The sequence below is a fragment of the Methanocella conradii HZ254 genome, assembly GCF_000251105.1.
Taxonomy (GTDB): Archaea; Halobacteriota; Methanocellia; order Methanocellales; family Methanocellaceae; genus Methanocella; species Methanocella conradii.
The window spans coordinates 131,705-158,239 of the sequence record NC_017034.1; the positions used below are offsets into that span (position 1 = coordinate 131,705).

The 26,535-nt window shown below is 56.0% G+C and carries 30 protein-coding genes and 1 tRNA gene; 23 read left to right on the forward strand and 8 right to left on the reverse strand.

The genetic code is table 11. The features are described 5' to 3' along the window. Window positions 1-193 precede the first annotated feature (193 nt). The 3 genes from MTC_RS13700 to argS all read left to right on the forward strand — a co-directional run bounded on the left by MTC_RS13700 (window position 194) and on the right by argS (window position 3,363). Complete coding sequence (locus tag MTC_RS13700; RefSeq protein ID WP_272941611.1) at window positions 194-319, forward strand: hypothetical protein; 126 nt, start codon at window positions 194-196, stop codon at window positions 317-319. 94 nt (window positions 320-413) lie between these two features. Continuing rightward, a complete protein-coding gene (gene prf1 / locus MTC_RS00705) occupies window positions 414-1,661 on the forward strand; it encodes a peptide chain release factor aRF-1 (RefSeq protein ID WP_014404748.1) in 1,248 nt (415 codons plus the stop codon). A 7-nt stretch (window positions 1,662-1,668) separates the two neighbouring features. Further along, a complete protein-coding gene (argS, locus tag MTC_RS00710; protein ID WP_014404749.1) occupies window positions 1,669-3,363 on the forward strand; it encodes an arginine--tRNA ligase in 1,695 nt (564 codons plus the stop codon). Between the two features lie 25 nt (window positions 3,364-3,388). On the opposite strand, the gene MTC_RS00715 is transcribed toward argS, so the two are convergent. Continuing rightward, window positions 3,389-4,285 carry a DUF4349 domain-containing protein gene (locus MTC_RS00715; RefSeq protein WP_014404750.1) on the reverse strand — a complete coding sequence of 299 codons (897 nt, stop codon included), beginning with the start codon at window positions 4,283-4,285 and terminating at the stop codon, window positions 3,389-3,391. 115 nt (window positions 4,286-4,400) lie between these two features. Between MTC_RS00715 and MTC_RS00720 the strand changes: the two genes are divergently transcribed. Beyond that, a tRNA-Arg gene (locus MTC_RS00720) sits at window positions 4,401-4,488 on the forward strand. 304 nt (window positions 4,489-4,792) lie between these two features. Further along, complete coding sequence (locus tag MTC_RS00725) at window positions 4,793-5,647, forward strand: substrate-binding domain-containing protein (RefSeq protein ID WP_237705931.1); 855 nt, start codon at window positions 4,793-4,795, stop codon at window positions 5,645-5,647. Here MTC_RS00725 and MTC_RS12960 read toward each other — a convergent pair. Further along, complete coding sequence (locus tag MTC_RS12960) at window positions 5,617-5,871, reverse strand: hypothetical protein (RefSeq protein WP_143767017.1); 255 nt, start codon at window positions 5,869-5,871, stop codon at window positions 5,617-5,619. The two genes, MTC_RS00725 and MTC_RS12960, sit on opposite strands and share 31 nt — an antisense overlap. Before the next feature lie 125 nt (window positions 5,872-5,996). Between MTC_RS12960 and nifH the strand changes: the two genes are divergently transcribed. The 11 genes from nifH to MTC_RS00780 all read left to right on the forward strand — a co-directional run bounded on the left by nifH (window position 5,997) and on the right by MTC_RS00780 (window position 16,387). Beyond that, the gene (gene nifH, locus MTC_RS00730; RefSeq protein ID WP_014404752.1) at window positions 5,997-6,815 is read left to right on the forward strand and encodes a nitrogenase iron protein; all 819 of its coding nucleotides are present in this window, start codon (window positions 5,997-5,999) and stop codon (window positions 6,813-6,815) included. A gap of 16 nt (window positions 6,816-6,831) precedes the next feature. Next, entirely contained in the window at window positions 6,832-7,158 is a 327-nt protein-coding gene (locus MTC_RS00735) for a P-II family nitrogen regulator (protein WP_014404753.1), read from the forward strand. A 14-nt stretch (window positions 7,159-7,172) separates the two neighbouring features. Further along, window positions 7,173-7,592 carry a P-II family nitrogen regulator gene (locus MTC_RS00740; protein WP_014404754.1) on the forward strand — a complete coding sequence of 140 codons (420 nt, stop codon included), beginning with the start codon at window positions 7,173-7,175 and terminating at the stop codon, window positions 7,590-7,592. Window positions 7,593-7,606: 14 nt separating this feature from the next. Next, window positions 7,607-9,208: a nitrogenase molybdenum-iron protein alpha chain gene (gene nifD / locus MTC_RS00745; RefSeq protein WP_014404755.1), complete on the forward strand. Its 1,602-nt coding sequence runs from the start codon at window positions 7,607-7,609 to the stop codon at window positions 9,206-9,208. 4 nt (window positions 9,209-9,212) lie between these two features. Further along, window positions 9,213-10,580: a nitrogenase molybdenum-iron protein subunit beta gene (nifK, locus tag MTC_RS00750; RefSeq protein ID WP_014404756.1), complete on the forward strand. Its 1,368-nt coding sequence runs from the start codon at window positions 9,213-9,215 to the stop codon at window positions 10,578-10,580. 7 nt (window positions 10,581-10,587) lie between these two features. Beyond that, complete coding sequence (nifE, locus tag MTC_RS00755) at window positions 10,588-11,958, forward strand: nitrogenase iron-molybdenum cofactor biosynthesis protein NifE (protein WP_014404757.1); 1,371 nt, start codon at window positions 10,588-10,590, stop codon at window positions 11,956-11,958. Continuing rightward, a complete protein-coding gene (locus MTC_RS00760) occupies window positions 11,955-13,319 on the forward strand; it encodes a nitrogenase component 1 (RefSeq protein WP_014404758.1) in 1,365 nt (454 codons plus the stop codon). The genes nifE and MTC_RS00760 overlap by 4 nt, the downstream gene beginning before the upstream one ends. Further along, on the forward strand, window positions 13,319-13,948 hold the full coding sequence (locus MTC_RS00765; protein ID WP_014404759.1) for a Fe-only nitrogenase accessory AnfO family protein: 630 nt from the start codon (window positions 13,319-13,321) through the stop codon (window positions 13,946-13,948). Before MTC_RS00760 ends, MTC_RS00765 begins: the two co-directional genes overlap by 1 nt. A gap of 95 nt (window positions 13,949-14,043) precedes the next feature. Next, window positions 14,044-14,868, forward strand: a complete 825-nt coding sequence (gene modA, locus MTC_RS00770) for a molybdate ABC transporter substrate-binding protein (protein WP_014404760.1) — start codon at window positions 14,044-14,046, stop codon at window positions 14,866-14,868. A gap of 15 nt (window positions 14,869-14,883) precedes the next feature. Beyond that, window positions 14,884-15,693, forward strand: coding sequence for an ABC transporter permease (locus tag MTC_RS00775; protein WP_014404761.1), 810 nt, complete (start codon window positions 14,884-14,886; stop codon window positions 15,691-15,693). After that, on the forward strand, window positions 15,680-16,387 hold the full coding sequence (locus MTC_RS00780; RefSeq protein ID WP_014404762.1) for an ABC transporter ATP-binding protein: 708 nt from the start codon (window positions 15,680-15,682) through the stop codon (window positions 16,385-16,387). The genes MTC_RS00775 and MTC_RS00780 overlap by 14 nt, the downstream gene beginning before the upstream one ends. On the opposite strand, the gene MTC_RS00785 is transcribed toward MTC_RS00780, so the two are convergent. Both MTC_RS00785 and MTC_RS00790 read right to left on the reverse strand, forming a co-directional pair. After that, window positions 16,388-16,822, reverse strand: coding sequence for a hypothetical protein (locus MTC_RS00785; RefSeq protein ID WP_014404763.1), 435 nt, complete (start codon window positions 16,820-16,822; stop codon window positions 16,388-16,390). Window positions 16,823-16,828: 6 nt separating this feature from the next. After that, the gene (locus tag MTC_RS00790; protein ID WP_014404764.1) at window positions 16,829-17,899 is read right to left on the reverse strand and encodes an ECF transporter S component; all 1,071 of its coding nucleotides are present in this window, start codon (window positions 17,897-17,899) and stop codon (window positions 16,829-16,831) included. Between the two features lie 121 nt (window positions 17,900-18,020). Here MTC_RS00790 and MTC_RS00795 point away from each other — a divergent pair, with 121 nt between their 5' ends. Beyond that, window positions 18,021-19,214: a molybdopterin molybdotransferase MoeA gene (locus MTC_RS00795; RefSeq protein ID WP_014404765.1), complete on the forward strand. Its 1,194-nt coding sequence runs from the start codon at window positions 18,021-18,023 to the stop codon at window positions 19,212-19,214. Between the two features lie 225 nt (window positions 19,215-19,439). Here MTC_RS00795 and MTC_RS00800 read toward each other — a convergent pair whose 3' ends face one another. After that, window positions 19,440-20,051, reverse strand: coding sequence for an FmdE family protein (locus MTC_RS00800; RefSeq protein ID WP_014404766.1), 612 nt, complete (start codon window positions 20,049-20,051; stop codon window positions 19,440-19,442). Between the two features lie 156 nt (window positions 20,052-20,207). On the opposite strand from MTC_RS00800, the gene MTC_RS00805 reads away from it, so the two are divergent. Then, window positions 20,208-20,411: a TOBE domain-containing protein gene (locus tag MTC_RS00805; protein WP_014404767.1), complete on the forward strand. Its 204-nt coding sequence runs from the start codon at window positions 20,208-20,210 to the stop codon at window positions 20,409-20,411. Window positions 20,412-20,413: 2 nt separating this feature from the next. Here MTC_RS00805 and tsaA (MTC_RS00810) read toward each other — a convergent pair whose 3' ends face one another. After that, a complete protein-coding gene (gene tsaA / locus MTC_RS00810) occupies window positions 20,414-20,899 on the reverse strand; it encodes a tRNA (N6-threonylcarbamoyladenosine(37)-N6)-methyltransferase TrmO (protein WP_014404768.1) in 486 nt (161 codons plus the stop codon). A gap of 139 nt (window positions 20,900-21,038) precedes the next feature. On the opposite strand from tsaA (MTC_RS00810), the gene MTC_RS00815 reads away from it, so the two are divergent. Both MTC_RS00815 and MTC_RS00820 read left to right on the forward strand, forming a co-directional pair. Continuing rightward, window positions 21,039-21,503, forward strand: a complete 465-nt coding sequence (locus tag MTC_RS00815; RefSeq protein WP_014404769.1) for a DUF488 family protein — start codon at window positions 21,039-21,041, stop codon at window positions 21,501-21,503. A 203-nt stretch (window positions 21,504-21,706) separates the two neighbouring features. Beyond that, a complete protein-coding gene (locus MTC_RS00820) occupies window positions 21,707-22,354 on the forward strand; it encodes an FmdE family protein (RefSeq protein WP_014404770.1) in 648 nt (215 codons plus the stop codon). On the opposite strand, the gene MTC_RS00825 is transcribed toward MTC_RS00820, so the two are convergent. Continuing rightward, window positions 22,347-22,763: a Tfx family DNA-binding protein gene (locus MTC_RS00825; RefSeq protein ID WP_014404771.1), complete on the reverse strand. Its 417-nt coding sequence runs from the start codon at window positions 22,761-22,763 to the stop codon at window positions 22,347-22,349. The genes MTC_RS00820 and MTC_RS00825 overlap by 8 nt on opposite strands. A 294-nt stretch (window positions 22,764-23,057) precedes the next feature. Here MTC_RS00825 and MTC_RS00830 point away from each other — a divergent pair, with 294 nt between their 5' ends. From MTC_RS00830 to fdhD, 3 genes are read left to right on the forward strand one after another with little or no spacing between them, the layout of a single operon-like run. Then, window positions 23,058-24,392 (forward strand): formylmethanofuran dehydrogenase subunit B, encoded by a 1,335-nt coding sequence (locus tag MTC_RS00830; RefSeq protein ID WP_048188812.1) that lies wholly within the window; start codon window positions 23,058-23,060, stop codon window positions 24,390-24,392. Window positions 24,393-24,402: 10 nt separating this feature from the next. Next, the gene (locus tag MTC_RS00835) at window positions 24,403-24,837 is read left to right on the forward strand and encodes a molybdopterin dinucleotide binding domain-containing protein (RefSeq protein ID WP_014404774.1); all 435 of its coding nucleotides are present in this window, start codon (window positions 24,403-24,405) and stop codon (window positions 24,835-24,837) included. Window positions 24,838-24,850: 13 nt separating this feature from the next. Further along, window positions 24,851-25,654, forward strand: a complete 804-nt coding sequence (gene fdhD / locus MTC_RS00840) for a formate dehydrogenase accessory sulfurtransferase FdhD (protein WP_014404775.1) — start codon at window positions 24,851-24,853, stop codon at window positions 25,652-25,654. On the opposite strand, the gene tsaA (MTC_RS00845) is transcribed toward fdhD, so the two are convergent. Beyond that, window positions 25,651-26,493 (reverse strand): tRNA (N6-threonylcarbamoyladenosine(37)-N6)-methyltransferase TrmO, encoded by an 843-nt coding sequence (tsaA, locus tag MTC_RS00845; RefSeq protein WP_014404776.1) that lies wholly within the window; start codon window positions 26,491-26,493, stop codon window positions 25,651-25,653. The two genes, fdhD and tsaA (MTC_RS00845), sit on opposite strands and share 4 nt — an antisense overlap. Window positions 26,494-26,535: the final 42 nt, after the last annotated feature.

The following is a 26,535-nucleotide window of genomic DNA, read 5'->3' on the forward strand; positions in this document are numbered from 1 at the left end:
CAGGATACAATTATTTGGTATAATAAATGGAATTTGGTATAATAAATGGAAGACCCATAATAAAAAAGAATCTCATTTATAATAGGTAGAGGGGGTCTCTCAGGGGGCGAAGCCCCCTTGAGTAAATAAAAAGCCTCTGTGCCCTCTGTGAACCTCTGTGGTGAATATTTTCTTCGTGCCCTCTGTGGTAAAAATGCGGAACATTTATATATTCGTCCTTGCCATCTGGTTGAGCGTGAGCGTATACCATAATTATAAGGGCGGCCAGAGGCGCGTTTTATCAGGCATAGCCTGCCCCGGCGGGTACGCATACGATTAGCAAACAGCCATGATTTTCATATGATAGCCTGCCAAAGGAAGGCGAAGGCATCGAACATAGCAATATTTTAAAAATTTCAAGGGATAAATCTCACATGACCGAAGAAGCAAGGCACAAGTACGAGTTCAAAAGGCAGCTAGAAGAGCTGAAAAGCAAGCAGGGACAGGGAACCGAGCTCATATCGCTATACATTCCGCATGATAAGAGGATATCGGACGTGGTAGCCTATCTAAGGGACGAGCACGGGTCGGCGGCGAACATCAAGTCAAAGTCAACCAGGACCAACGTGCAGAGCGCCCTGGAGTCCATCATGTCCCGCCTGAAGTACTACAAGGAGCCGCCGGAGAACGGCATGGCAATCTTCTGCGGGGCGATAAGCATAGGCGGCGACCGCACGTCAATGGAGACGATCACCATAGTGCCGCCCCAGCCAATCACCTCGTTCTCATACAGGTGCGGCAGCAACTTCGAGACCGAGAAGCTGGAAGAAATGCTCATAGACCGCAAGACGTTCGGGCTCATAGTGCTAGACCGCAGGGAGGCCACGATAGGATTGCTCAAGGGCAAGAGGGTCACCCCGATGAGGCACCTCACAAGCACGGTCCCCGGGAAGCAGAGGAAGGGCGGCCAGTCGTCCCACCGTTTCCAGCAGCTACGGCTCATCGCCATAAACGACTTCAACAATAGGATAGCAGAGGCTGCAAACGATATTTTTTTGAATATTGACAGGAATGACTTTCAGGGAATATTGATAGGCGGCCCCACCCCCACGAAGGAGGAGTTCGTCAAGGGCGAGTACCTCCACCATGAGCTGCAGCAAAAGATATTGGGGCTTTTTGATGTGGCATATACGGATGAGTCGGGCCTTGAAGAGCTCATGGATGCGGCGGCGGAGACCCTGTCCGCCCTGGAGGTGGTCAAGGAGAAGAAGCTGATGGAGCGCTTCATGAAGGAATTGGTGAGCGATAGAGGGCTTGCCGCCTACGGGGAGGACTCGGTGCGCCAGAACCTCAACATGGGGGCTGTTGAGGTCCTGCTGCTGTCCGAGGACCTGCGAAGGAGCCGGATCACGTTGAAGTGCCAGAACTGCGACTATACGTCTACAACCACGGTTAAGCATCGGGCGGGCGAGAAGGCCACGCTGGAGTTCGGTAAGTGCCCGAAGTGCCAGTCCGCGCTGAGCATTTCGGAGCAGGTCGACGTGGTGGACGAGCTTTCGGTGATAGCGGAGCAGATGAACACCGAGGTCGAGTTCATATCCACCGAGTTCGAGGAGGGAGAGCAGCTTCTCAACGCTTTCGGAGGCATTGCCGCGATTTTGAGGTATAGGACGGGGGTGTGAGGGGACAGTGTACTTGAAGCTTCTTGAAGAATCCAGGCTGCTCATGGAGGAGGCGGTCAGGAAGGCTGGCTTCTCCGCGGGCGACATGTGGCTTGGCGAGTCCCAATACGCCGACGTTAGCTCTTCTCTGCCCTTCAGGATGGGCAAGGAGCTGAAGAAAAACCCTGCCGAGATAGCCAGGAAAATTGTGGAGAACATGGGCAAGGGCGTGTACATTGAAAAAGCCGTGGCCGCTGGCCCGTACATCAATTTTTATGCGGGCGAGAGGTATCTCAAGGACTCGCTAGAAGAGATATTGAAGAAGGGCAGGACCGCCGTCCTGCTGCCGCCTAAAGGCGTTAAGGTGATACTTGAGCACACGTCTGCCAACCCGACCGGGCCCCTGCACGTCGGCAGGGGCAGGAATCCCGTAATAGGGGACACGCTCGCCAGGGTGATGCGCTGCGCCGGATACGACGTGCAGGTGCAGTACTACGTGGACGACATGGGCAAGCAGGAGGCGACCATCGTCTGGGGATACGACCACCTTGACCTCGAAAAGCTGCCTGCGCCAGAGGTGGACAAGCCCGACCACGAGGTCGTTGAGGTATACCGTGCCGCGACCGAGCGCAGGAAGGCGGACGAGGCCGTGGAAAGGGAGGTATCCGACATCCTGAGCAGGTATGAGCGCCTCGATCCGGCCATCACTGAAAAGTTCAGGCGGGCGGTGGATAAGTGCCTTGAGGGCCAGAAGATGACCCTGTCCAGGATGAACGTTTTCTACGACCTCTTCGTGTGGGAGTCCGAGTTCGTCAAGGATGGATCGGTTAACAGGATATTGGAGGCGCTGGCAAAGACGCCCTATGCAGAGCGCAAGGATGGGGCGCTCGTGTTAAACCTGTCTTCCTTTGGCATGGACAAGGAGTTCGTCCTGACCCGTGCAGATGGGACTTCTCTTTATACGACGAGGGATATCGCCTACCACATCTGGAAGCTCGCCAATTGTGATGAGGCGGTGAACGTGCTGGGGGAGGACCAGAAGCTCGCCATGCAGCGCCTTGAGGCCACGCTGAGGATGCTCGGGGAGAAGAAGCTTCCTCGTATAGTGTTCTACTCGTTCGTCTCATTGCCCGAGGGCCGCATGTCAACTCGTAAGGGTGTGGTCGTGAACCTCGACGATTTGCTCGACGAGGCTGTAGCGAGGGCGTACGTCGAGGTGGACAAGCGCCGCAAGGACCTCCCGGAGGACAGGAAAAGAGAGATTGCAAACCTTGTGGGGATAGGCGCAGTCCGATATGACATCGTCAGGGTGGCCCCTGAGAAGTCGATTACCTTTAAGTGGGAGCAGGCCCTGGACTTCGAGAAGCAGGGCGCCCCATTCATCCAGTATGCCCACGCCAGGACGTGTAGCATCCTGGAGAAGGCGAAGCCGGGCAGATTTGATACAGCGGTGCTAAAAGAAAAAGAGGAAGTGGCGCTGATAAAAAAGATGGCTATGCTTCCCTACGTAGTAGAGATCGCCGCCCGCGACCTCAAGCCCCACCTGGTGGCGGGCTATGCCAGGGAGCTTGCCGAAACGTTTAACCAGTTTTACCGATACGTCCCGGTGCTGGGCGCCGAGCCTGAGCTTAGGGAGGCCAGGCTGGCGCTGGTGGACGCGGCCCGTGTCACGCTTGCCAACTCGCTGGACCTGCTAGGCATCGCGGCGCCCGAGGAAATGTAAATTTATATTTTTTATCTCCCCTATTTTATTTACCCTCTTTTTTCTTCCTATAGAAGCCCCAGACAGCCCTTGCTATGAGGTATACGATGGCAGCGGCTATGATGAAGTAGAGGAGCAGGGGTATTATGTAGCCCGTCACTACTATCAGAGCCCCTATCATGCCAATGAACGCCCTTACGCCCTCCTTGAACGCCGTGTCCAGGCCCCAATCATACTCAACAACCGGCTGCGGCTCCATTACAGTTACCGTAATCGTCGAGAAGTCGACCTGGCTCCCCAGATAGTTTAGCTGTGCCTGCGTCGACTCTATCTCGCCACGGACACGGTAAAGCTCCTTCTCGACCATGAGCACCTCCGTCACGTTCTTCGACATGCCCATGATATCGCTGAGCTGCTTCTCCTCGGCCTGGAGGTTCTTGAGGCGGGCGCTCAGGTCTATGTACTGCCTTGTGACGTCCTGCCCCGAACTGCTTTCCGACTTGACCTTGCCCAGGGCCTTTATCTGCGAGAGGCAGTGCTCGTACCGGGCTGCCGGCACTTTGATGGTAATGGTCGTCTGCTTCTTGTCCTGTGCCGTGAGCCAGGTGCTCGATGACTCGACGTAGCCTCCCGCCCCCGCCGCTATGCCCCTAATGCTGTTGACGGCCTTGTCGTGCTCCGTGGCCTCGAGCTGGACCGACGCAGTCATTATGACCTTGCGGTCGCTCAAATTAGTATAAACGTTGCCCGGCTGGGCAGTAGCAACGGGCGCCGCGAATGAAGACTTAGAGCTATCGTATGGTGAGGTGGGCACTACGCCTTCATAAGAAGGCTGGCTCTTGCCACCCATCAGGCCAGTGCATCCTGATAAAATAACGAGCGATACTGCTGCGAGCATCGCCAGCGCGATGCTTCCCTTTTTTAACCCGCTGTGGCCTTTCATGATTTTTATATTAGCCTTTTTGGTTATTTAAGGATGGCTTTGGGCGCGAGCTAAACCGTAGCTATTATGCCGGAGAAAGCTTATATATGGTTGTACGCGTTTTATGCATGGCTTTGGACTCGTGGGGTAGCCAGGATATCCTACCGGGCTTCGGACTTCCAGGAAGAGACCCGGCGACCCGCGTTCAAATCGCGGCGAGTCCGCTCCTATATAAAAAGTTTTCATGCCTTTAGTGTTAGAGCCTTCGCGCCTTAGTACGTTGACGTTAGAGGCGTCTTTGAGCGTTTGTAATGCCCTGGAGTATTTAGAGCCTTAGCGAATAAAGTTTTAGCATTTTAATTTCTCTTTCGTGCTTCCATGCCAGGCGTCCTCCAATCAAAATTAAGGACACCAGGGTATACCAGGCCGGCTTAGCAACCCATATCGATTACGTTACGTTTATTTATTAAGCATATCATCTTTATTCGGGAGGTTATTATGGTAAATAATAATTGTATGAAAGTGTTGATGATATCGATATTAGTTGTCGTTTTGCTCGTGCCGCTTTCCGGGTGTACGAGCACGAGCCCATCCGTGTCGCCGACGGTGGCGCCCGAGGTGCAGACGCTGAGGCTCGCGACCACGACGAGCGTGCAGGACACGGGGCTGCTCGCCTACCTGCTGCCAGAGTTCGAGAAGGAGAATAACGTAAAAGTGCAGGTCATAGCAAAGGGGTCTGGCGAAGCCTTGAAGCTGGGCGAGACGGGCGACGTAGACGTGCTCATCGTCCACAGCCCCGCCGCGGAGGACGCCTTCATGGCGGCGGGCCACGGCTGGAACCGCACCCAGATAGCGCACAACTACTTCGTGATAGTGGGACCCGCGAGCGACCCCGCTGGCATTAAGGGCCTAAATGCGACCGAGGCGTTCAAGAAGATCTATGCGGCAAACGCCACGTTCGTATCGAGGGGAGACAACTCGGGCACCGCATCCAAGGAGAAGGACCTATGGAATAAGACGGGCATCAAGCAGCCCGATAACAAGACTTATGCCTGGTATAAGTCTACAGGGGCGGGCATGGCCGATACCCTCAGGATGGCCGACCAGCTTCAGGGCTACGCGCTGAGCGACAAGGGCACATACCTGAAGTTCCAGAAGGACCTTTCACTGGTCATCCTGGCTGACAACAGCACTGACATGCTTAACAAGTATGACGTCATCGCCGTGAACCAGACGCAGCACCCTTACGTTAAGTATGACCTGGCGAAAAAACTGGTAGACTACCTTGCCAGCCAGCCGGTCCAGCAGAAGATAGGCGAGTATGGGGTGAAGGATTATGGGGTGCCGCTGTTTTACCCAGACCTCTTGAGTAAATCATCGTGAATAGAGCATGCTATTTGCCCTCTTTTTTTAAACCTTAATTTTTTGATCTTAGGGAATAACACGAGTTGAATGGACAAAACCCTAATGCCGGGCTTGTCCACCGCCCTGTAGTCAACTCGGTTCCATCCTTCGCCAGTTATATTGAAGAAATTGCCAGTGGTCCAGTTCATGCCGTTGAGGCTGTACCCGACGTGGTCGATGCCCCCTGCACCGCCGGATGCCACGAAAGATACCATGACGTCGGTTGTGAATTTTAGGGCAGTATGACATGATAAATAAACTTTTATAACCATAAACTATTTATACAATTAGTGGGAAGTATACTTCCGCCAAATAACCTGGTGATCGAATGAGACAGGTAGCAATATATGGAAAAGGCGGTATAGGAAAATCCACTACAACCCAGAACACGGTGGCAGCGTTGGCCGAAGCAGGAAAAAAGGTCATGGTGGTAGGATGCGACCCCAAGGCAGACTCCACCAGGCTACTGCTCCACGGGCTACACCAAAAAACGGTACTGGATACCCTGAGGGACGAAGGCGACGACGTTGACCTCGACGCAGTGCTTAAGACGGGGTTCTGCGGGACGAAGTGCGTAGAATCCGGCGGACCAGAACCAGGCGTGGGCTGCGCTGGCAGGGGGATCATCACGTCCATCAACCTCCTGGAGCAGCTTGGAGCCTATACAGACGATCTGGACTACGTCTTTTATGACGTATTAGGCGACGTGGTCTGCGGCGGGTTCGCCATGCCCATCCGGGAAGGAAAAGCCCGGGAAATCTACATCGTGGCCTCAGGTGAGCTCATGGCGCTGTACGCCGCGAACAACATTTGCAAGGGCATAAGAAAGTATGCGGAGACCGGCGGGGTAAGGCTAGGTGGCATCATCTGTAACAGCCGTAAAGTGGATAACGAGCTGGCGCTGTTGAAGGCATTCGCCGAGGAGATCGGGTCCCAGCTCATCCATTTCATCCCTCGTGACAGCATCGTGCAGCGGGCCGAGATCAACAAGAAGACCGTCATCGATTTCGATCCCACAGCCAGCCAGGCCAACGAGTACAGGAAGCTGGCCAGGGCCATCGACGAGAACGAGATGTTCGTCATACCCAGGCCCATGAGGCAGGAGCGACTTGAAGAGCTGATGATGAAGCACGGCATACTAGAATAACATGGGAGTGTAAGCAGTGTTACTGATCAGGTCGATAATAAGGCCGGAGAAGAAAGATGCGGTACTTGCTGAGCTGTCGAAGGCTGGGTTCCATGCGGCCACCGTGGTGGACGTCGTGGGCCGTGGCAAGCAGAAGGGCATCAAGGTAGGCAGCATGGTCTATGACGAGATCCCCAAGGCCCTCATCTTAATGGTAGTCGAGGATAAGGATAGGGACAGGGTGGTCGACGTGATCATGCGTACGGCAAAAACCGGCGAAAAAGGCGCGTTTGGCGATGGTAAGATCTTCATAAGCCCCGTCGAAGAGGCCTATACCATCTCGAGCGGTACCAAAGGCTTGTAAAAGAGAGTGCTGCGATGAAGGAGATAATGGCGATAGTACGGATGAATAAGGCTGGCGCCACTAAAAAGGCGTTAATCAATGCGGGCGTTGCCGGTTTCACCGCGGTCAAGGTGCTCGGCAGGGGCAGGCTGGTCACCGACCCCGAGGTCATCGCTAAGCGCAAAGCCCAGCTCATGTCCATGAGCTTTGACGACGTCACCGAATCCGGGGCGACTGAAAAGCTCGTCACCGATTTCCTGGATGGGACACGCCTTTTTCCAAGGCGCTTATTCACCATACTGGCGCATGACGAAGACGTGCCCAGGATCGTGGAGGCCATAATGCAGGCGAACAGGACAGATTGTAAGGTGGGCGATGGCAAGATATTCGTACTGCCCATGCTTGACGCCGTGCGCGTGCGAACCGGCGAGTCGGGCGACGCGGCAATCTGGTGAGGTGAGGGTAAAAGATGGCGATTACCGATGAAAGGCTGGAGGAAGTGCTCGTAACTTATCCCGATAACGTCAAGAAAAACAGGAAGAAGCATCTGCTCATTAAAAATTCGGCTGAAGCCTGCCAGCAGATCGAGGCCAACACCAGGACGATACCCGGCATAATATCGCAGCGTGGCTGCTGCTTCGCCGGGTGTAAAGGCGTCGTAATCGGGCCTATCAAGGACATGATACACATCGTTCACGGCCCGGTCGGCTGCGCATACTACTCCTGGGGAACGCGCCGCAATAAGGCAAGGGCAGATGAAACGACTCCTCCGGAAAACGTATACTTACCGCTCTGCTTTACGACGGACATGCAGGAAAGCGACATCGTGTTTGGCGGGGAAAAAAAGCTGGCCAAAATGATCGACGAAGTAGTCGAGATATTCCACCCACGGGCCATATCGATCTGCGCTACCTGCCCGGTCGGCCTCATAGGAGACGACATCAACGCCGTGGCCAGGGCTGCCCAGGAACGCCACGGGATCCAGGTGCTGGCCTTCAACTGCGAGGGATATAAGGGCGTAAGCCAGTCGGCGGGCCACCACATTGCCAACAATGGCTTAATGGTGAACGCTGTCGGCAAAGGCACCGTGAGGAAATCCGGCAAATACGTCATCAACATACTTGGCGAGTATAACATTGGCGGTGACGGATGGGAGATAGAGCGCATTCTAAAAGAATGTGGCTATACCATTAACTGCATATTGCCCGGGGATGGCAGCATTCTCAACATAAGGAACCTACACCTGGCCGACCTTAACCTGGTACAGTGCCACCGTTCCATAAACTACATCGCCGGGATGATGGAGGCCAGGTATGGCATGCCATGGCTGAAGGTCAACTTCATAGGCGTAAGCGCATGCGCCAGGTCCCTGCGCGAGGTGGCGCAGTGCTTCGGCGACGAATCGCTCATTCAGCGTACCGAGGAGGTCATTGCGCGGGAAACTGCCAGGGTCATGCCAGTGATCGAGCACTACCGCAAGATCTGCCAGGGCAAGACCGCATTCGTTTTCGTCGGAGGGTCGAGAAGCCACCATTACCAGTACCTGCTCCGAGACCTGGGCATGGAAACGGTCGTCGCAGGGTACGAGTTCGCCCACCGCGATGACTACGAAGGCCGCGAGGTTCTCCCGACGATTAAGGCGGACGCTGACTCAAAGAACATCCCGGACCTCCACTTCGAGCCTGACGACGAGTTTTACCAGGAAGGGCACGTTTACCTGAACATGCCCAAAGAGAAATACGATGAGCTTCGTAAGAGGATACCTCTCGGATATTACGAGGGGATGATCAAGAGCATGGAGGACGGCCAGCTCATCATCGACGACGTCAACCATCATGAGTTTGAGGAGATAGTCAGGATGCTAAAGCCGGATATCGTCTTCACAGGGGTGCGAGACAAGTATATTTCCCATAAGATGGGAGTCCCCTCGAGACAGCTTCATTCATATGACTATACCGGGCCGTATGCCGGCTTTAACGGGGCAATGATATTCGCCAGGGAGGTTGCGAACGCTGTGACGACGCCCGCCTGGAGACTGGTCACCGCACCATGGGAAGCACAAAAGGAGTGATAAGATGCTTGAATGTATCCCAACGAGAAAAGTGGAGCACACCGCAGGTAAGATCAACCCGGCGAAAGCGTGCCAGCCTTTAGGGGCCATGTACGCCGCGCTCGGCATACATGGCTGTCTGCCTCACAGCCACGGCTCACAGGGCTGCTGTGCATACCATCGGATGGCCCTGACTCGCCACTTCCGTGACCCGATAATGGCCTCCTCGAGCTCCTTCACCGAGGGCGCCTCGGTCTTCGGAGGCGCGGCGAACCTGAAGGCCTCGATAAAAAACGTGTTCAAGATATATAACCCGGAGATAATGGCGGTGCATACGACCTGCCTGAGTGAGACGATAGGGGACGATGTTCCGACTATAATAAAGCAGTCGGAGGTCCCGGAGGGGAAGATCGTAATTCATGCTAACACCCCCAGCTATGTAGGGTCCCACGTCACCGGCTTCTCGAACATGTGCAAGGCTATGGTATCTTATCTAGCCGAGTCGGACGGCAGGGCAAAGAAGGAGCGGGTGAATATCCTGCCAGGCTTCGTCAACCCCGGCGACATGAGGGAAATCAAGCGCCTGGTCCGTGAGCTTGGCGTCGAGATGACCGTGTTCCCGGACACATCCAACGTGGTCGACGCGCCGCTAACCGGTAGGTACGAGATGTACCCGGAGGGCGGGGCGACCGTGGCGGAGATCCGCGACTCGGGCAACTCTAAGCTAACGCTAGCCCTCGGCGCCTGGTCATCCGAGGCGGCCGGGGCCCTGCTACAGGAAAAATGCGGGGTCCCATGCGTGCCGCTGAAAATCCCGATAGGCCTTAAGGCGACCGATGAGTTCATCATGGCGCTAAAGGACGGATTTGGCGTGCCCGTGCCCCGCTCGCTCACGATTGAAAGGGGGCAGGTGGTCGATACGCTGATCGACACGCATTTCCACTACCAGGGCAAGAAGGTCGCCGTGGTCGGCGATCCTGACCTCGTGATACCGCTGACCGAGTTCCTGCTGACCATGGGCATGGTCCCGGCGTACGTCATGACAGGGACGCCTGGGCAGCGATTCGAGTCGGAAATCCAGCAAATGCTTGACGAGGCGGGCATCAAGGACGGCGTGGCTAAAGCCGAGGGCGACCTGTTCGAGCTTCACAAGTGGGTTAAGGATAACCCCGTCGACCTTCTGATCGGCAACACCCACTGTAAGTACATCGCCCGGGCGGAGGACGTACCCCTGGTCAGGTTCGGGTTCCCGATATTCGACAGGGCCGTACACTACCTTATGCCCGTCGTAGGCTACAGGGGGTGCTTGCGCCTGATCGAGCAGATCAGTAACGCTCTCCTGGAGCGGCGGGACCGCGACTGCAAGGACGAAGACTATGAGCTTATCCTGTGACGTAAATATGGACGCGTATTGCTCGCAGCCAGTACAGGAAGCCTTGATCGACGAGCGGCAGAGCTCAATCGTGACCAAGGGGAAAAGCAAAGGCCATATAAGCTGCACCAGCGATAGCATTGCCGGGGCCGTAAGCCAGAGGGCTTGCGTTTATTGTGGGGCCAGGGTTGTCCTTAACCCGGTGACAGACGCGGCACACCTCGTACACGGGCCCATCGGCTGTGCCGCGTACACCTGGGACATCCGGGGAAGCCTGTCGAGCGGCCCTGAAATGTATCGTAACAGCTTCTCCACTGACCTGGGCGAGCGCGACGTCATCTTCGGGGGAGAGCGGAAGCTTGCCGCCTGTATTGACGAGATAGTGGCCATGCACAGGCCGCCGGCGATATTCGTATATTCGACGTGCGTCATCGGGGTTATAGGCGACGACATAGGCTCTGTCTGCAGGGAAGCCTCGCAGAGGCATGGCATCGACGTCATACCCGTCGAGTCGACAGGATTTAGGTCCGGTAACAAGATCATCGGATATCGGGCAGCCGCCGACGCCCTCCTGAAGCTCATTCAACCCGGAGAGGAGGCCGTTAAGCCCACCCGTAAGGTCAACTTTCTGGGAGAGTACAACCTGGGCGGCGAAAAATGGGTGGTCGAAAGATACATGAGGGATATAGGCGTCGAGGTCAACGTGGCCTTTACTGGCGACTCGACGGTGGCCAGGCTAAAGCAAGCGCCCCGGGCATGCCTGAACCTTGTGCAATGCACGGGCTCAATGCACTATGTGGCGAGGAGGATGGAAGAGGCGTTCGGCATCCCGTACATAGACGTGAACTTTTTCGGAGCCGATAACACGGCGGAGTCGCTGCGGAAGATAGCGGAATTTTACGGCGAGGATGCTAAGAATAGGGCCGAAGCGCTCATCGGGCGGGAGATGGCGCGAATAGGGCCATCCCTCAGGAAGTATCGGGAAAAGCTTGCCGGCAAGCGTGCCGCAATCTACGTGGGCGGGGCATTCAAGGCATCAGCCATCATCCGCCAGATGAAAGAGCTCGGGATGGAAGTCGTCCTCACAGGGACGCAGACGGGCAAAAAGGAAGAATACGAAAAGCTTGATGGCATGCTGAGCGATGGGGCGGTCATAATCGACGACGCTAACCCTGCCGAAATTGAAATGTTCCTGCGGGAAAAGAAAGTCGACGTCATGGTAGGCGGCGTCAAGGAGCGATTCCTGGCCTATAAGCTGGGCGTCGGCTTCGTGGACCACAACCATGACCGCAAAGAGTGCCTGGCCGGGTTCGACGGGGCAGTCAATTTTGCCCGGGAAATTTACCGTACGGCCTGCTCTCCGGTCTGGAAGCACGTCAAGAAAGGTGTGAAGCCATGAGCCGGGTAAAGCAGGTCAACGAGAACCAGTGCCAGATGTGCATGCCGCTCGGCGGCGTCGTCGCCGTCAAGGGAGTCGAAAACGCCATGCCGCTCGTCCACGGCTCACAGGGCTGCAGCACGTACATGCGCCTCACGAACGTGGAGCATTACAACGAGCCCCTGGACATTGCCTCGTCAGCCCTGAACGAGAAGCAGACCATCTATGGCGGCGAGGCGAGCCTGCGAAAGGCGCTGGACAACGTCATACGGGTCTACCGGCCGAAGGTCATAGGCGTCCTGACAACCTGCCTCGCGGAAACCATAGGAGAGGACGTGGAGCGGATAGTCGAGGCCTACGTGAAAGACCGCAATATAAAGGATATAGATATTATACCGGTGTCCACGCCAAGCTATGGGGGAAGCCATACAGAAGGATTTTGGGCGGCCACGAAGGAGATGATCGCATATTATGCCAGGCCTGCAGAAAAGCATGCGGGCATAAACGTGATCATACCTCACGTAAGCACCGCAGACATCCGGGAGATAAAGCGCATCCTCGGGCTAATGGGGATCGAATATACCTTGATGCCCGACTACTCGATGACGCTGGACCGCCCATATGAGGAGCGGTATCATAAGGTCCCGCCCGGCGGGACGCGCACGCCTGATATTTCCCGCATGACGGGGGCCAGGGCCACCATCCAGTTCGGCCTGACATGCCCGGATGAGCTATCTCCTGGGCTGTTCCTGCAGCAGGAGTATGGCGTGCCCCTGATAAGCCTGCCGCTGCCCATCGGCCTGGAGAACACTGACCGTTTCCTGGAAGCCCTAAAAATGCTCGGTGGACGGCCTATGCCTGAAGCCCTTGCCCTGGAGAGAGGGTGGCTTCTCGACGCCATGGCCGACTCCCATAAGCATAATGCCGAAGGCCGGCCGGTCGTTTATGGCGAGCCCGAGCTGGTTTACGCCTTCGCCAGCATGTGCGCGGAAAATGGGGCCGTTCCCGTGGTAATTGCCACCGGGACGCGGAACGGCCGGCTCATCGCCAGGCTCAAGCTATTGCTGGCTGAAGCGGATGAGCCGCCCACGCTCCTCGAAGAGGCCGATTTCGCCTCCATCCTCGAGGCTGCCGCTAAAATGAGCGCCAACGTGGCAGTCGGCCACTCCGGGGGTAAGCTCCTGACAGAGCGCCTCGGCATCCCCGTCGTGCGGGTCGGGTTCCCCATTCATGACCGGATGGGCGGCCAGCGGATATTATCCGTAGGCTACGCCGGCTCGCTTGCATTCCTGGATCGCTTCACTAACGCGCTGCTTGAAAAGAAGCTTGCGACGTATCGGCAGTCGAAAAAAGAAGAGCTGCTAATAAAGGAGGAGGGGTGATGGCCAAGGAAATCGCAGTATTCCTGGGGGCGGATGGCTTAAGCGCCTCGCTGGACGAGCCAGGAAGGGTCACCGTTTTTCGCCGGGCACAGGGGTCATGGAAAATTGACAGGGAAATGGGGCTATCAATGGGCGGGGTGAAAGGAATGCATGAGCTGCGCCTGAAGATGGCTGAAATAATCCGGTTCATGGATGGGTGCACGATCTTCGTGGCGAGAGCGGTGAGCGGCGTCCCATACTTTGAGCTGGAAAAGGCCGGGTGTGGCGTCTGGGAGGTCGCCGGCGAGCCTGCTGATTTTCTCGAGGACGTCTGGAAACAGGAGGAAAAGGAGCGGGCTCTGATCAGGATGCAAGCCCCGCCGGCGGCCATGCCTGTCCCCGAGGAAAAGACCCCGGGCAATTTTTATATTAACATTAAGGAGTTACAGGGAAATGGGGCGGATGTTAGCAGCAAGCAGGTCCTGCAGAAGTTCATCCGTAGGGGCGACTTTGTCACGCTTGTCATCATTTGTGGCCATGTCCCTCCGTGGATCGAGGTTGAAGCGATGGGGAGCGGATATCTCCTTGAGGCCGAGCGCCTGGGCAAGAACGAATACAGGGTCAAGATCGCCAAAAAAGCACAACAGTGAAGATGTGTATATAAATAAAATTAAACTGAAATATGTTGTTTAGTAAAATATATGTATAACCCACTGCTTTATTTAACCTTCATGGGAGGAATATTATGGAAAAGAACGTTAAGCTTGTAAGCGGCATTTTTATTATGGCATTGATGCTGGCAGTATTGGTGGCGGGGTGTGGCGGCCCGTCGGCGACGCCGGCTGCCACGCCGAAGGCCGACCTGACCGTGTTCGCGGCCGCCTCGCTGAGCGGCGCCTTCAATGAGACGAAGGCCGCCTACGAGGCAAGCCACCCGAACGTCAACATCATATATAATTTCGATGGCACCCAGAGCCTGCGGACCCAGGTCGAGCAGGGCGCCTATGCGGACGTGTTCGCCTCGGCCTCGGCGTCGCACATGAACGCCCTCAAGGGCGAGGGCTACATGAATAACTCCACTGTGGCTAACTTTGCCAACAACAAGCTCGCCGTGATAGTGCCAAAGGATAACCCGGCAAAGATAGGCAGCCTGCACGATTTGGCGAACCCGGGAGTGAAGATAGTAATGGGGACGAAGGACGTGCCAGTGGGCAGCTACACTCTACAAATACTTGATAAGATGGCAAACAACTCCTCGTACGGGCCGGATTACAGGAGCAAGGTGATGGCGAACGTCATATCGCAGGAGACTACCGTAAACTACGTCGTGGCCAAGGTGGCGCTGGGCGAGGCAGACGCGGGCTTCGTATACGTCTCGGACGTCCCCGCGGAGTACAGGGACAAGGTGTCGGTGGTCGCAATCCCGGACAGCCTGAACGTGGTGGCAGTATACCCGATAGGCGTGCTGAAGGAGTCAAAGCACCCTGAAGAGGCCCAAAAGTTCATAGATTTCGTCAGGTCAGATGAAGGCAAGGCCATCCTGGCAAAGTACGGCTTCACCCCGGTGTAATGGTGCATGGCGCGGATGCGGAGGACAAAAGATGGTAAAGGCATACAGGCCTTAGCCATCTTATTCTTCTTGCTCGTAGTCGCCTTTATCGTCCTGCCCCTGGCATCGCTATTCATAAAGATGGAGTGGGGCGGCCTGCAAGGATATTTAAGCGCCCCGCTAGTCGTGGATGCCCTGAGGCTAAGCTTCCTGACCTCTGCCGTATCGACTCTCATCGTGGTCATCACGGGCACCCCGGTGGCATACGTCAACGCCCGCTTCGAGTACCCGGCAAAGGATGCGATCGATACCATGATAGACCTGCCGGTGGTCATACCGCCCGCGGTGGCGGGACTGGCGCTCCTGATGGCCTTCGGAAGGCGGGGCGTGCTCGGGCAGCATTTGAACGCCCTCGGCATCGACCTGGCGTTCACCACCATGGCCGTGATAATGGCCCAGGTCTTCGTATCCTCGCCGTTCTTCATAAGGCAGGCCCGCACCAGCTTCGAGGACGTGGACCGGGCGTATGAGCACGCCGCGCGGACGCTGGGAGCCTCTCCCTTGAAGACTTTCATGTACGTAACGGTGCCCATCGCCATGAACGGCCTCGTATCCGGCGCAATACTATCATGGGCACGGGCCCTGGGCGAGTTCGGGGCCACCATCATGTTCGCCGGCAACTTCGAAGGGCGCACCCAGACGATGCCCCTGGCCATCTACACGGCCATGCAGGGCGACATAGACGCCTCCATATTACTATCCATCATACTCGTGGCCATCTCTTTCATCGTCATAGTGGCGGTGAAGATGCTGACGAGGAGGGGGCTCATCATTGCTCAGGATTAGGGTCACGAGGGCGCTCCGGGACTTCACGCTTGACGTGGACATCGAGTCGGACAATGGCACGGTGGTGCTGATGGGCAATAACGGCTCGGGCAAGACGACGGTGCTGAACATGGTGGCCGGCATCGCCAGGCCTGACGCGGGCGTCATAAAGGTTAAAGAGAAGACGTTTTTCGACTCGGAAGCAGGGATAGACGTCCCGATCGAGGACCGTAACGTGGGCTACGTATTCCAGAATTATGCCCTGTTCCCCCACATGTCCGTGTACGATAACGTGGCCTTCGGCCCCCGCATGAGGGGGGCACCGCCGGGCGAGGTCGAGGAAAGGGTTAAGCACGAGCTGGAAGCGCTGGGAATGTGGGGGCTGAGAGATGCTAAGGCCTCAAGGCTTTCGGGGGGCCAGAAGCAGAAAGTGGCGCTGGCCAGGTGCCTCGCCGCAAGGCCATCGCTTCTCCTGATGGACGAGCCGCTCAGCGCCCTCGACGCCGAGACGCAGGCATGGACGAGGTCTTGTATAAAGCAGCACATCAGGGACGGGCACATGCCCGCCATCATAGTCACGCATAGCCTCGCCGACGCCATAGAGCTCGGCGACATGGTATTCATCATGGACAGAGGAAGGGTGGCGGCCAGCGGCAGGGCTGACGAGATGCTTAAAAACGGGTCCCACACGTTCATAAACAGCTTTTTCAGGTAGCTAGACGCGGAGGCGAGGCAGGGGGATCCATCCTGCCCAGCGGTCGAGAAAAAGAAACGCAGTTATGGCTATAGACGTGGCAATAATGGACATATCTGCAAACGTGGGTTTTTTCATGTGCAGGAAAGTACGGCGGGGCCTGTAGCCGAAAGCCCTGCCCTCCATCGAGACGACGAGGCAGTCAACCCTGGATATGGCCTGGATGACGACGAGCCAGATTGTGAGCGTAAGGGCGTACCTGGATCGGACGATGGATATGGCCGGCCCGGCCTTTATGAGATGGGCGGCCAGGAGGATGGCCGCCAGGCTCAACGCCTCGAAGGCGAGGCTGTCGAATAAAAAAATGCAAACGCTGAAGGCCGAAAGGGCCACGAGCTTCGCCACCGGGTCAAGGCGGTGAAGCGCCGAGTTCCCCTCCTGGTATTTTACGCGCATCCTGCCCTAGTAAAGCTTTATTTTCACGACGTCCCTCACCCACATTGAGCCAGGCCTGCCCTTTGCCACGACGTCGCACAGGCCTTTGCCATTCGGCACGAGGATGATGCCATCGTTAACCTCTGACGCCGAAAACGTCTGCTGGTACCCGTCGCTTGCGATGACGTCAATATGCCCGGGGTTGCCGCCGGCACACTGCATTTCCACTATGGCGCTCAGGGGCAGCCCCGTATAGTTTCTGGCGGGCTCAACGCCCGACCTCGTCTCCTTCGCGGCGTACACCGTGATAAACCTGGAGGCGTAGTCTGCCAGGTCGTACGTGTTATTATCGCCCGTCGCGCATTCCACGTATAGTTTAGCGTGCATATCCGTGCCGTTCGTAGCGGGAGGTGCCGTCGAGCCTCCTGACGGCTGCGCCAGGCTCACGCAGTACGCCCCGGCCAGCACGGCCAGGAAAGCTATGAGGACGATTGCCACCATGCCAGGCACGCTGAAAATGCCCGACTTTTTAGGCTCTGCGGGCTTTTTGAGGGCGCCAGAATCGACGAGAAGCCTGTATATGCCCAGGCCCATGTAGCCGGCGAATATGGCGCCCGATAGCAGGGAGAAAACGCTTACGGTGCCGAGCAGATAATAGTTGCCCCCAAAGCGGTTATATAGCAACTGGTTTATGAGTATGTTCGCCCAGGAGCCCAGGGCGCCGGCGACTATAAACCCAATCGTCTTGTTGAGCCTTTTTAGCGGCCAGAACCCGAGCTCGGCGAATATTCCCTCCGCCAGCGAGACGAGGAGCACGCCCGCCCCCAGGTGGCTGCCCGAGACGAACTCCACGAAGCCTTTCAGGAGGCCAGCCAGGGCTCCCGAGCCCTTCTTATCCACGATCGCCATTATCAGCATAATCCAGAATATGTGCAGCCCGGAGAGGAACTGGCCCGCAAAAGGTATGCCGGTCAGGCCTCCAAAGGTGCTTGCCAGGTATCCGACGTACGTCGATGCCACCCCTCCAAGGCAGCTTAGTATCGCTATGAACAGCAAATCCCTGGTGCTAAAATAGTATCTAGCCATAGATATCACCATTAATGCATTAAGCAACTAAATTCTATTTATAATTATTGTTAAACATTGGTATAATGTTAATGTTTATTATTGTACATAACTCATCAAAATGCTTATAGCTAAATAAAAGTAATTAACACCTATGCCTGGTATAAACAAATTTGCTAAACTTACCAGCGTTGAGAGCGCATTGCAGGCGCTCCTCAATTTATGTAGCCCCATAGGGCGGACCGTGAAAGTTGACCTGGAATACGCTGACGGCAGGGTGGTCTCCAGGGATGTAATAGCGCCGAGGGATAACCCGCACTACGACGTCTGCCAGGTGGACGGGTACGCGGTCAGGGCGTGCGATACGGCGGGCTGCCAGGGCGGAAGGGTCCTGAGGCCTGCCGCTGGCGGCCAGGTAGGCCCTGGCACGTACGTGCAGGTGCACACGGGCGGGGCGCTGCCCGAAGGAGCCGACGCCGTAGTCAGGATGGAAGACACGGACCCGGCGGATGGAGGCAGGCTCTTCTATAATGAGGTGAAGGCAGGGGAAAACGTCCTCGCAAGGGGCAGCATCCTGCGAAAAGGCGACGTCGCCTGCGCAGCGGGCGTCCAGCTCAAGCCCACGGACATCGCTCTGCTGGCAAAGCTGGGGCTTACCGGCGTCGAAGTGTTCGAAAGGCCACGCGTCCTCATCGTGCCCACCGGCGACGAGCTGGTCGAGCGCGGCAAGGAGCCGGGCCCGGGCACCGTAAACGAGAGCAACGGCATCATGTGCTTTCTCTTTATAAAGAGGTACGGCGGCAAGCCAGCGCTATACGACATCGTGCGAGACGACCCCTCGATGATAGCAGAAGCGCTGAAGATGGGCAGCCGCTATGACCTTATAGTGACGACCGGGGGCACCTCGGTGGGCGTGAGAGACCGCATGGAGGAAGTCGTATCCAGGATGGGCAAAGTGCTCGTTCACGGGGTGGCGCTTAAGCCCGGAAGGCCGATGGGAATAGGCTACGTCGAAAGCGGCGACAGGCGAACTCCAATCGTGTTTCTGCCAGGGCTGACCGAGGCCTGCGCCTCGACCATGCTCACATTCGTGGTCCCCGCCATCCGAAAGCTGGGGCACTATCCTCCGCTTCACCCGCGAAGGGAGAAGGCCAGGCTCACGAGAGGCCTGCCCGGCTTCCCCGGCGCCAATGCGTTCCATAAGCTTTACATCGAGGGCGGCATGGCGACTCCCGTGCCCCTCATGGGTGGAGCGCCGAGGCCCGGCGACTACGTGTATGCCATAGTGCCGGAAAGCATCGAGAAGTATGAGGAAGGGGAAGAAGTGGAAACAGTATACCTGGAATAAATTATTTTTTGCATGGGCAGGAGGATTTGACTCTATGCTTGTATATGGGTCAGGCCCTCCAGCCCATGCACGCCTGACATTTTTAATAAGGGAACTGACCCATCATATACTGGTGCGTTTACGCCGGCTTCTATAAATCACTAATCACTAGATGTAGCCATTGTATTTATACTTTTTGTTAAACAATTTGTAAATGTTTAATAATATAATTAAACTACATGGGCCTCATGCGCCCCCATATTTCTCCTCGAAGCACTCCATGCAGACTATCTTCCCATCGGCCACCCTCGCCCTCGGCTCGGCCATCTTCTCGCCACATGACTCGCATACGAGGCTCTTGAACAGGCGGGCCTTATGGGGCAGCTCACACCTGGCCTTCCTGACGATCATGATTTCTTCGTCGGGCAGGCGAAGCATCGCATCATATACTAAAGGCGCCCTTCGCTGCAATTCGGCCACATCTTCCGGCGTAGGCTCTCCGAATAGTACCTTGCCCCTGAGGTCGTAGAACGCCGGGTCCACCTTCCTTACCTCGAAGGAGGGGCTTTCGCTTATCCTGACAGCCTCGCCAGTCTTCCGGTTCATGAATATGAACGTATGCTTGCCATAATCCTTGAAGATGAGGTTCCCCTTGCCGAAAGTGCACCCCGTCACCTGCTGGACCGCGTCAACGGCGCACGTATCGTTCATCACGATGGCGACAAGCTCCTCGTCGCCCGACCTTTTGACGCCCAGCTCCTCCATCGCCCTCTTCGCCATCCTGTAACCGATGATAAGGCCGGGACAGGTGTGGCCGTGGAACCTCACCACGGACTGAAAATCGCTGAAATCCTGCATATTCCCTCTCCATGCTTATTCCAGATATCCTTGCGCTTCTTTAAATAGCCTTGGGCATAAGGCCGGCGTTTTTTCGGGCAAAGGCCAGGCAATCCGATAAAGTCCGGGTATCACGTATAAGTCGGGATGTATTAGAATATTATACGAGGAGCGCTTATGCAGTTTAGCGCACGCAACAGGCTGCCCGGGACCGTCAAGGATGTCAAGCTGGGAGCGGTTATGGCCATCGTAAAGGTACAGGTAGGCGATAGCGTTATCGAGTCCGCCATCACCAGGGAGGCCGCCGAAGAGCTAAAGCTGAAGGCTGGCGACAAGGTGACAGCGGTGGTAAAAGCCACCTCGGTCATGATAATGAAATAAGACTACTGGCGCCTCAGCCCTGCGGGGGTGTGCTCGCGCCCGCTATGGTCGCCTAGCTCATCGTACCATCCGCACCTTATGTCATCAAGCCGGTCGAACTCCCTTACGTAGGGCTTTATGTCGAGGAGCGGCGTGCCGTCAAGGACGTCGATGCCCGATACGTCGAGCAGGTTATCCTTCACGCCACATAGCTTTACGATGGACAGGCCGATCGGGTTTGGGCGGTTGAAGTGCCTGGTGGCGAAGATGCCCCGCTCCCTTGACCCGTCCAGGAACGGCTTTTGCCTTAAAGCCCTGGCTTCAGCCCTGTCAAAGTAATATACCAGGTAGACGTGCGAAAACCCCTCCAGGCCCTCAAGGCCTTCGGCGTACTCCGGGTACACCTCCACCGCGCCGGGCGCGTCACTGTAGACGCTCTGTATGGGCGTCTCGTCCTTTTGCCTGAAGGGCGAGCGTATCACCCCGATGACTTTTAGCGATACTTCCATGCAACTCACTTTAATGGTATACCCTTAGATGAGACGTCAAAATTAATTATTTTTGCTTATAATGCAACCGATATATGTTATGTGGTGACCTCAGCGTAAAGCCTTAAAATGATAGAAATAAAGAGTCTAGCTGACGCGTATGATGCCTGTGTTTTTCCTTGCCGAGCTTGATGAGGGGGGCGTTGAAGAGCTGTATGAAGCGCTGATGGAGAACGAGGTCGGCTGCGTCGTCGATATTAGGCTGACGAGGGGCGTGGACCTGGAGGGCGCCCTGAGGCGCCTGAGCGACCTGCATGGACGCTGCGTCGATTATCGATGGCTAAAGGTATTTGGGAACCCCTTCTTCGATAGAGATGACCCTGTCGAGTCCTATGAAGGCTACCTGATTGGCATGGACAGGGAGCTTGAAGACCTGTATTGTCTCATCATGGAGCGCCGCTGCTGCATCGTGGATGACTGTGCAGACCCGATGCGGTCGTACCGCACTGCCCTTGGCGAGGCCTTAAAAAAGAGGTACGGAATCGCCTTCGCGGACCTTACGATGGCCGGGCGCCTCGTCGACAGGTATGGAGGGCCAACGATAGTCGACAGGCGTGGACGCTAGCATGCTCATGATCTGGTGGCGCAAGTCAAGGCGTCCACGCCTCTCGACCGTCGTTTTGGCGCGGATACTATGGTGGTTATGTGAGTAACCCCGGTGATCATTTATTGTTTTTATTAAACTAGTTTATCTAACTATTTATACATTATGTAATTGTTTACGATAACATATTTATCCATTAAAGTAGCTTAATATAACGATGTCCTATGAGAGATGAACGCTCTGTTGATATTTACGGGCTAATGGAGACAAGCCGCATTGGCGAGAGGCTCAAGGGCTATATCATGGATTGTGTGAGGTTTCATACGTTTCCGGCGGCCGGGCTGATACTGGGCGTGTTCATGGTCGACCTCGCCCTTGAAAAGCTGGGGGCAAAGCCGGGCGACCGGCTCTACGCCGTCTCGGAGTCGCCCAAGTGCCTGCCGGACGCGGTGCAGGTTATCACCCATTGCACTTACGGTAACCACCGGCTTCGAGTCATCGACACGGGGAGGTTTTCCATAGCCCTTAACCGCTTCTCGGAGGGCAGCACTGCGCCGGGCGTTCGCGTGTTCATCGACGCTAAAAAGGTGGCCGCTTATCCTACGCTGTACGCCTGGTATACTAATGACTATAATGGCGGAGCCGATGGGAAAGCGCTCCTCGAGGAAATCCTGAGGGCGGGGAGGAGCGTCCTGTCCTGGGAGTACGTGAACGTGCGGTTTACGCCCAAGGAGAAGTGGAGGTCGGTGAAATGCCCTTCATGCGGCGAGATGGTGCCGGAGAACAGGCTAGAGAACGGCGTGTGCAGGGCATGCGGCAGCATGGCTTACTACGAGAGGGAAATGAAAGCGTCAGGGCAGCTTCTCAATTGATAGTCAGGTTCCCGTGCTCGTCCACGGATATGTCGATATCGTCATTCGTCAGCCGCCCGCGGATGCGGTCCGCCGCCTCGGTCTTAAGCTTCACGATGACCATGGCCGAGTCCATCGCTATCTTGATGCGCTTCTTGTCCGCCGCCTTAAAGATTATCTCAGGAATATCGTAGAGGTCGGTGCCGCCCGGGATGGTGAGCCATATGGGCGCTTCCATCGCCCTGTAGAACTTTATGGTGTTCTTGGCCTTCTCTATGTTTTTTAGCGCCGTGTTCTCGATTATGCAGATGTTGCCGCGGGTGGTCTTTAATGCCCTTGCGATGTCCGCCTGCGACATGCCTTTCTTCTTCATCCTTAATATCTCTATCTGCTTGTCGGTCAGGAACAGGTTCTTTTCGCCTGTCTTCATATGTCCCCTCCATTGTTTAGTATTTTTGTTAAATACCATCCCATATAGTTTGTGACATGAGAGGACGCAGTGATGAGTTTTATAAAAATAATATGCTTGAATTATGCCGTTAAAGTGTTCACATATGTTAAATATTATATAAATATAGGCCCTCGCTGTAATCACATGTATTTAATGATGAGTGATATGTTAATCGATACAGATATCTTTATAAAGCGCATCACGCATTAAATTTTTTAGAGGGAGCCGAGGCGTATTAGCTCCTTTTTAATGGAGGTGCGACACTTGAGCAACATGGTAAAAACTGATCTGGTCAAGCAGGAGCAGGAAGTGATCAGGTGCACGGATGTGACCTGCCCGGTGTGTGGCATGTCATGCGACGACGTCGAGGTCGAGCTGACGCCCACCTCGGTCACCACGAAGAACGCTTGCCTGATGGGCGACGCGAAGTTCCAGGAGCTTCGAAGCCCGCATCGATTCGTATACCCGACCGTGAACGGGGAGAGGGTGACATGGGAGGAGGCGCTAAACGCGGCCGCCGACATACTCGTGAAGGCTAAGCGGCCATTCTTCTTCATAGGCAGCGAGACGTCAAACGAGGCCATGGCCGCAGGCATCGAGATTGCCGAGTACCTGGGAGGCCTTGTGGATGGCAACGCCACGATTTGCCACGGCCCGACGGTGATGGCGTTCCAGGACGTGGGAATGGCGGGGTGCACCCTGGGTGAGTGCCGGAACCGCTCGGATTTAGCGATATACTGGGGCTGCAACCCGGCAGACTCCCACCCCAGGCACATGAGCCGCCACTCTATGTACATGCGGGGCTTCTTCGTCGAGCAGGGCTACCAGGGCAGGAAGATGATCGTCGTGGACCCGAGGCGATCGCCCACGGCTGCCCAGGCGGACCTGCACGTACAGGTTAAGCCAGGAAGGGACTTCGAGCTCCTGAATGCAGTTATGGTGGCCCTGAGGGGCATGGAGCTCCATCCTGATACCGAGAAAGTCACCGGCGTGAGCGTTGACACGATAAAAAAGATGGCTGAAATGATAAAGGAGTGCAAGTTTGGGGTGATATGGGTCGGGCTGGGCATCGCCAGCACGCATGGAAAGCACCATAACGCCTCCATGGCAATGAGGCTGACTCAGCTGGCAAACGACTACACCAAGTTCGTCATACTTGCGAACCGGGGACACTGTAACGTGGCGGGCTTCAACCAGGTGCTATCATGGACGTGCGGCTTCCCCTTCGCCGTTGACTACTCCAGGGGCGTCCCGAGGTACCAGCCCGGCGAGTACTCGTGTGTGGACGCCCTGCGGAGGGGCGAGGTCGATGCCATGCTCGTCATGTGCGCCGACCTGGGAGCGCACCTGCCAAAGAAAGCGGTGGAGCGTATGATGGACATACCAGTCATCTCGATTGAGATAGCCCCGGGGCCGCAGGCTTTCGTGAGCGACGTCATATTGCCCGGCGTACTTGACGGGATGGAGTGTGAGGGCACTTTCTATCGCATGGACAACGTGCCCATCTACGCTAGAAGCTTCTGTAAGCCGCCCTTCGACTTCACCACTTCAAACGAGCATACCCTTAAGCAGCTTCTTAAAATTATAAAGGAGAAAAAGCCGAAGTGAGGTGATACGCATGGACGTCATACTTAACACAGGGTCTACAGTGTACCAGGGAGCAGTCATAAAAGGCGGAAATAAGTTTAGCGAGAATTACGAAAGAGAGGCGGCATACTGTAACATTAGCCCCGAGGACTTCGAGGCGCTGGGCAGGCCGTGGTATGTCCGCGTTACCAACGAGTACGGGGATAGCGTCGTGGTAAGGGCGAGGAAAACGAATACGCAGCAAAAAGGCGAGATATTCATCCCTCGCGGGATATGGGCGAACGTGGTCGTGACTCCCGAGACCGAGAGCACCGGCAGCCCACGCTACAAGAACCTGCCCGTGAAGATAGAGAAGTGCGACGGGCCGGTGCTGGGCCCCCAGGAGCTTATGAAGGAGTACTACCTTAAAGGTAGAGAGGGCACCCGTAAGTACCTGGACAGGAATACTGCGCAGGCCGGCCATTAAGAGCGGGGAAGCGATGATCAAAAACACTTACGCCAGCCCCTTAGAGACTACCTCGATGTATGAGGCGGTCGAGGTCGTCGGGGACTATGCGCGGCGGGTCCGGCCCGACGTGTGCGTCGAGGAGAGCGTCAACCTGCTGGTAAACGGGTCCAGGGTTGCTACCATTATAATGTCCCCCGACGACCTCGAAGCCTTCGCCCTGGGGTACCTAAAGTGCGAGGGCTTCATCAGGTCTTTGAAAGAGGTAAGCTCCGTGGAGGTAAAGTGGCCGGACGTTCACGTCTCCGCGCCAGGAATAGAAGGCGACGACCTGGGGCTATGGATGGAGGTCCGCAGCTCGGGGTGCGTCGGCGTGCGCTCATCCTGGGTAGATGTGGAGAGGCCGCTTCCAGATGGCCTGAGCGTTAGCAAGGATACCATTTTCTATGCCATGGGCTTCGTTAACGACCTCGCTAAAACATGGAGGAGGACGGGCGGCACCCATTGCACGATAATCTTCGACGAGGTTGGCGGCATCGTGGCATACGCCGAGGACATCGGCAGGCACAACTCGGTCGATAAGGCGGTCGGAAAAGCCCTCGTAGGCGGCCGCGACCTCTCTAAGTGCTTCATGGCCTGTACGGGGAGGATGGCGGCGGGAATGGTGGCGAAGGCATACAGGGTGGGCATACCCATTCTGGTAAGCAATACGGCTCCCTTTAGCGCGGGCATCGAGCTTGCGCTGAGGGCTGGCATGACGCTGGTCTGCTTCGCCAGGCCGCCCCATATGCTAATATACAGCAGGCCTGAGCGCATCACCGGCATGCCAGAATATTAGATCACTTCAATATCAAAAATGTCGTTCACGTCGCACTCGATGACCCCATCGAAGTCCTTCATGAACTTTTTAAACCTAAAAACGATGGCCTTATCCTGGCTGAATATCGAGTATGAGTCGGCGCTTGACTGCTTTAGCTTTGGCCTCAGGTTGTATAGCAGCCTGCCGCTGCCAAGCCTGGCCCCCGTGATTCCTATGAGGGAGTCGGAGACGCAATGGTTTTTGCCGATTACGATGCACACGTCGTCGCTCCTGAGGTCGCAGCCCAGCAGCAGGTTGGCCACCATGGCCATGCGCACTGCGAGGGCCAGGCCGATGCAGCGCTCGCCGTGGAAATTGTACCCTTCGTGGATCAGGCTTTCCTTATACTCCGCGGGGAGCATTTTTCTGACCTTTTGAGTCCTGTCAGGATTTTTTGCGGAAAACACGCAATCCATGCCCGCCTGATAAGGCTTTATGTCCACTATCGGCGTGCCGTCTATGGCATCTGCGCCTGAAACGAATAAATGCCGGCCGTATCGCCTTAATAGCTTCACTATAGTCACTGATATCGGGTTGGGGCGGGAGGGCGACCGGAGCGAAAAGACGCCCTGCTCGGGGAGGCTCGTCGATATTTTTCTGGGCACGGCTTTCAATACTTTCCTGTCCGCCTCGTGGAGCCAGCAGCAGAGGATGAGGTGCGAGTTTCCGTCGATTCCCGTCAAGGCCTCCTCGTACTCCTCGAATATGTCTAGCTGGGCGTCCACGCCCCATATGGGCATAGCGTCTCGATCTTTTATGGGCGAGCGGACGACCCCAACGGGCTTAAGCTCCATAGCACGTGAAATGTCGGCCGTCATGATGCGGGACTCCGCAGATATAAGTCATAACATTAACCATCG